Origin of the sequence: Magnetospirillum sp. WYHS-4 (genome assembly GCA_039908345.1) — a bacterium.
Lineage (GTDB): Bacteria > Pseudomonadota > Alphaproteobacteria > Rhodospirillales > GLO-3 > JAMOBD01.
The window spans coordinates 1-5,088 of the sequence record JAMOBD010000107.1; the positions used below are offsets into that span (position 1 = coordinate 1).

Annotated in this window: 7 protein-coding genes; all 7 read right to left on the minus strand. The window is 65.4% G+C overall.

Annotated elements, in window-relative coordinates; translation table 11 throughout:
* Nucleotides 1-118 (minus strand): GTP-binding protein (locus H7841_17685; GenBank protein ID MEO5338693.1); only part of this gene is annotated, 118 nt, incomplete at its 3' end.
* Nucleotides 119-142: 24 nt separating this feature from the next.
* A complete protein-coding gene (fusA, locus tag H7841_17690; GenBank protein MEO5338694.1) occupies nt 143-2,221 on the minus strand; it encodes an elongation factor G in 2,079 nt (692 codons plus the stop codon).
* 27 nt (nt 2,222-2,248) lie between these two features.
* Nucleotides 2,249-2,719: a 30S ribosomal protein S7 gene (gene rpsG, locus H7841_17695; GenBank protein MEO5338695.1), complete on the minus strand. Its 471-nt coding sequence runs from the start codon at nt 2,717-2,719 to the stop codon at nt 2,249-2,251.
* 12 nt (nt 2,720-2,731) lie between these two features.
* Complete coding sequence (gene rpsL, locus H7841_17700) at nt 2,732-3,103, minus strand: 30S ribosomal protein S12 (protein MEO5338696.1); 372 nt, start codon at nt 3,101-3,103, stop codon at nt 2,732-2,734.
* Between the two features lie 339 nt (nt 3,104-3,442).
* Complete coding sequence (locus H7841_17705; protein ID MEO5338697.1) at nt 3,443-4,258, minus strand: carbon-nitrogen hydrolase family protein; 816 nt, start codon at nt 4,256-4,258, stop codon at nt 3,443-3,445.
* Nucleotides 4,255-4,515 carry a glutaredoxin 3 gene (grxC, locus tag H7841_17710; protein ID MEO5338698.1) on the minus strand — a complete coding sequence of 87 codons (261 nt, stop codon included), beginning with the start codon at nt 4,513-4,515 and terminating at the stop codon, nt 4,255-4,257. The genes H7841_17705 and grxC overlap by 4 nt, the downstream gene beginning before the upstream one ends.
* A gap of 59 nt (nt 4,516-4,574) precedes the next feature.
* Nucleotides 4,575-5,088, minus strand: a 514-nt coding sequence (locus tag H7841_17715) for a ComF family protein (protein ID MEO5338699.1), incomplete at its 5' end; no start/stop codon positions are given.

Sequence of the window (5,088 nt, forward strand, 5' to 3'; positions counted from 1 at the left end):
CCGTCTCCGCCAGCACCTTCGTGATGGCCGCCGTCAGGGACGTCTTGCCGTGGTCAACGTGCCCGATCGTACCCACGTTGCAATGCGGCTTGTTCCGTTCGAACTTTTCCTTAGCCATGTCTGCCTACTCCGTGTCCTGCCGTCAGCCGGCCATCTTGCTGATCACGCCTTCCGCCACATGCTGCGGAACTTCCGCATAGTGGTCGAAGTGCATACTGAATTGGGCGCGCCCCTGGCTCATGGAACGCAGCGTATTGACGTAGCCGAACATACTCGCCAGAGGCACCTGGGCATTGACCACGCGGGCGTTGCCGCGCTGGTCCATGCCGGTGATCTGGCCCCGGCGGCTATTGAGATCGCCGATGACGTCGCCCATGTAGTCTTCCGGCGTCACCACCTCTACCCGCATCATGGGCTCGAGCAGCTTGGGACCGGCCTTCTGGACGCCCTCGCGAAACGCCGCGCGGGAGGCGATTTCGAAAGCCAGCGCGCTGGAGTCCACGTCGTGGTAGTTGCCGTCGTAAAGTTCCGCCTTGAGGTCGGTACAGGGGAACCCCGCCAGCACGCCGTTGTCGATGGAGCTCTTGAGGCCCTTCTCGACACCGGGGATGTATTCCTTGGGCACGTTGCCGCCCACCACGGTGTTGGCGAACTGGAAACCCGAACCCTTGGGCAACGGCGAGAAGCGGATCTTGACGCGGGCGAACTGGCCCGTGCCGCCCGATTGCTTCTTATGGGTGTAGTCGATTTCCGCGACCTTCGAGATGGTCTCGCGATAGGCCACCTGCGGCGCGCCGATGTTGGCTTCGACCTTGAATTCGCGCCGCATGCGGTCGACGATGATTTCGAGGTGGAGTTCGCCCATGCCCTTGATGATCGTCTGGCCGCTTTCGAAATCGGTCGACACGCGGAAGGACGGGTCCTCGGCGGCCAAGCGGGCCAGGGCCATGCCCATCTTTTCCTGATCGGCCTTGCTCTTCGGCTCGACGGCGATCTCGATCACGGGGTCCGGGAACTCCATGCGTTCCAGGATGACCTTGTGGTTCGGGTCGCACAGTGTGTCGCCGGTCGTGGTCTCCTTGAGACCGGCCAGGGCGACGATATCGCCGGCGAAGGCTTCCTTGACCTCTTCGCGGTTGTTGGCATGCATGAGCAGCATGCGGCCGACGCGCTCGCGATTGTCCTTGACGGTATTGACGATCTGTTCGCCGCTCTTGATCGTGCCGGAATAGATGCGGATGAAGGTCAGCGAGCCGACGAACGGGTCGTTCATGATCTTGAACGCCAAGGCGGCGAAAGGCTCGTCATCGGAATTGTGCCGCTCCACCTCTTCCTCGGTGTCGGCCTTGATGCCCTTGATGGCGGCCACGTCGGTGGGCGCCGGAAGGAAGTCGACAACGGCGTCCAGCAGCGGCTGCACGCCCTTGTTCTTGAAGGCCGAACCGCAAAGCACGGGAACGATGGAGAAAGTACAGGTGCCTTTGCGCAGCCCCTTGATCAGGGTGTCGCGATCCGGCTCCTTGCCCTCGAGGTAAGCCTCCATGGCGGCGTCGTCCTGCTCGACGGCGGCTTCCACCAGTTTCTCCCGGTAGTCGGCGGCCAGATCGGCCAGGTCGGCCGGAATCTCTTCCTCGTGGAACTTGGCTCCCAGCGTATCCTCGTCCCAGATCACCGCCTTCATCTTGATCAGGTCGACGATACCCTTGAACTCGGACTCGGAGCCGATGGGCATCTGGACCACCACCGGGCGGGCGCCCAGACGGTCCTTGATCATGGAAACGCAGCGGTAGAAGTCGGCGCCGATGCGATCCATCTTGTTGACGAAGCAGATGCGAGGCACGCCGTACTTGTCGGCTTGGCGCCACACGGTCTCGGACTGCGGCTCGACGCCGGCCACGCTGTCGAACACCGTCACGGCGCCATCAAGCACGCGCAGGCTGCGCTCCACCTCGATGGTGAAGTCCACGTGGCCCGGAGTATCGATGATGTTGACGCGGTGGTCCTGCCAGAAGGTGGTCGTGGCGGCGGACGTGATGGTGATGCCGCGCTCCTGCTCCTGCTCCATCCAGTCCATGGTGGCTGCGCCGTCATGGACCTCGCCGATCTTGTACGACTTGCCGGTGTAATAAAGGATACGCTCGGTCGTCGTCGTCTTGCCGGCATCGATGTGGGCCATGATGCCGATGTTGCGGTACAGGTGGAGGGGAGTATTACGCGGCATGGTCGGGCGCCTGCTTCTTTCCGGTCTTTACCAGCGATAGTGGGAGAACGCCTTGTTGGCGTCCGCCATGCGATGGGTGTCCTCCCGCTTCTTCACCGCGGTGCCGCGATTGTTGGCGGCATCCATCAGCTCAGCGGACAGGCGCTCGATCATCGTCTTCTCGCTACGCTTGCGCGACAGGTCGACCAGCCAGCGGATGGCCAGGGCCTGGCGGCGCGCCGGGCGAACCTCGACGGGCACCTGATAGGTGGCGCCGCCGACGCGGCGCGAGCGGACCTCGACGGCCGGCTTCACGTTGTCGATGGCCTGGTGGAATACCTTGAGCGGGTCCTGCTTGGTGCGCTTCTCGATCAGATCGAAGGCTCCGTAGACGATGCTCTCGGCGGCCGACTTCTTGCCATCGGACATGAGGCCGTTGGTGAACTTGGACACCACCAGATCCCCGTACTTGGGATCCGGCAGGAACTCGCGCTTTTCGGCGGCGTGACGACGCGACATGACTGGCCTCGCTTACTTGGGACGCTTCGCGCCGTACTTCGAACGGCGCTGACGGCGATCCTTGACGCCCTGGGTGTCGAGGGTGCCGCGGATGATGTGGTAGCGGACGCCGGGCAGGTCCTTGACGCGACCGCCGCGGATCATCACTACCGAGTGTTCCTGAAGATTATGCCCCTCGCCGGGAATGTAGCTCGTCACCTCGAACCCGTTGGTGAGGCGGACGCGAGCGACCTTGCGCAGCGCGGAATTGGGCTTCTTCGGCGTGGTCGTGTAGACGCGAGTGCACACGCCCCGCTTCTGGGGGCAGGCCTCGAGAGCCGGAACCTTGTTCCGCTCCATCTTGGACTCGCGACCCTTGCGGATCAGCTGATTAATCGTCGGCATACCGTCTCGTTCCCAAAATCGACTACCCAGACACGTTCGGCGCCCTGGGCGCCAAACCTCCCGAACACGATGCAAAAGCCCCCCGAAGAGGCATCCCAGGTCGCCTCTTGGCGGGACTTGCACCGGCCACCGGGGAGAAGGTGGCCTATAGAGAATGTCACGTTCCCATTGGGCTCTGCGTCTGATCCGCCGCGGAAAGCGCCGCTGGAACCACTACCAGCGCCCGAATGAGAGCGCGGATACTAGTGACGGCTTACCCCCTCGTCAAGCAAAAGAAACACCTGATGTTGGGGTATTTTGCCGCAAGGCAGCGACTCGCCGGAATCCCAGGGCCGGGGGCTAGAATTCGATGGCCCTGTCGTGGCGGAGCGCGGGAATTTTTTGGCGCGCGGCGGCCACTTCGGCCGGATCGATTTCGGCCATGACGAAACCCGGTTCCTCGCCGCCGTCGGCCAGCACGCGGCCCCAGGGATCGACGATCAGGGAATGGCCGAACGTCTGGCGGCCCTCGGCATGGGTACCGCACTGGGCTGGGGCCAGGACGTAGCAGCCGGTCTCGATGGCCCTTGCCCGCAACAGCACGTGCCAATGGGCTTGCCCGGTCTGGCGGGTGAAGGCGGCCGGCACCGCCAGGAAGTCGGCGCCCGCCTGGGCCAGGGCCCGGTAGAGGTAGGCGAAGCGCAGGTCGTAGCAGATGGACAGTCCCAATCGTCCCCAGGGCAGGTCGGCCAGCACCGCCTTGGCGCCGGCATGGAAAACCGCCGATTCCCGGTAGCTCTCGCCGCCGTCCAGATCGACGTCGAACATGTGCAGCTTGTCGTAGCGGGCGGCGATTCCCCCTTGCGGGTCGATCAGGAAGCTGCGGTTGGCCACCTTGCCGCCGGCCAGAAGAATATGGAGCGACCCGGCCAGCAGCCAAGCCCCGGTCTCCCGCGCCAAGTCGCGGAAGGCCCCAAGAGCCGCGTGCCCGGATTCTCCCTGGGCCTTGTCGCGGAGCCGGGCATGGACCGGCTCCATCATGGCGACGTTCTCGGGCATCAGAATGAAATCCGCCCCGGCGTCGCGGGCCCTCCTCGCCAGGTCGCAGGCGGCGGCGATCGCCGCTTCCGGCTCGCGCGGGGCGTTGACCTGCAGACAGGCGGCCGTGAAAGTCATGCCAGCCCCAGCATCTTGTCCAGGCCGCCTTGGCGGTCCAGGTCGTGCAGATCGTCGCAGCCGCCCACGTGGTGGCCGTCGATGAAGATCTGGGGCACCGTGCGCCGGCCGCCCGCTTTTTGGATCATCGCGTCGCGAAGGGTGGCGTCGCGAGAGACGTCGATCTCGGTATAGGCCACGCCCTTACGGGCCAGCAGCGCCTTGGCGCGGACGCAGTAGGGGCAGACGGGGGTGGTGTAGACTTCGACGCTCGCCAAGGCGGATCCTCCCTTTCTTCGATGACCACAGCTTGTGTTACCCGAAAGCGGCCCGCCGCTCAATCGGGCAGCGGGCGCAGGACGCGGGCCAGCGTCAGCACGTCCACTGACGCCGCCCCGGCCTTCGCCAGCGTCCGCGCGCAGGCGGCCACCGTCGCCCCGGTGGTCAGCACGTCGTCGACCAGCAGCACCCGCTTGCCGGCCAGGCCGGCCCGCCGGCGGGGATGGACGGCGAAGGCCCCTTGGAGGTTCTCCTTGCGCTGCCGGGGATTCAGATGGCCTTGCGACGCCGTGCGGCGCTTGCGCACCAGCAGGTCGGGAACCACCGGCAGGCCGCTCAGCCGCCCCAACTCCCGGGCCAGCAAGGCCGCCTGATTGTAGCGGCGCAGGAAAAGGCGGGTCCAATGAAGGGGAACGGGCGCGATCAGGTCCACCTGGGGCAACAGGTCGCCGCCCGCCCGCTGCAGCCATTGGCCCAACGCCGGCGCGCTGTCGGTGCGGTCGCCGTGCTTGAAGGCGAGCAGCAGCTTGCGGCTGGTCTCGCCGTAGGCCACGGCGGCGCGGGCCCGGCTG

Coding starts and splice junctions, on each gene's coding strand:
- fusA (MEO5338694.1), bottom strand. CDS start 2,221: ATGCCGCGTAATACTCCCCTCCACCTGTACCGCAACATCGGCATCATG.
- rpsG (MEO5338695.1), bottom strand. CDS start 2,719: ATGTCGCGTCGTCACGCCGCCGAAAAGCGCGAGTTCCTGCCGGATCCC.
- rpsL (MEO5338696.1), bottom strand. CDS start 3,103: ATGCCGACGATTAATCAGCTGATCCGCAAGGGTCGCGAGTCCAAGATG.
- H7841_17705 (MEO5338697.1), bottom strand. CDS start 4,258: ATGACTTTCACGGCCGCCTGTCTGCAGGTCAACGCCCCGCGCGAGCCG.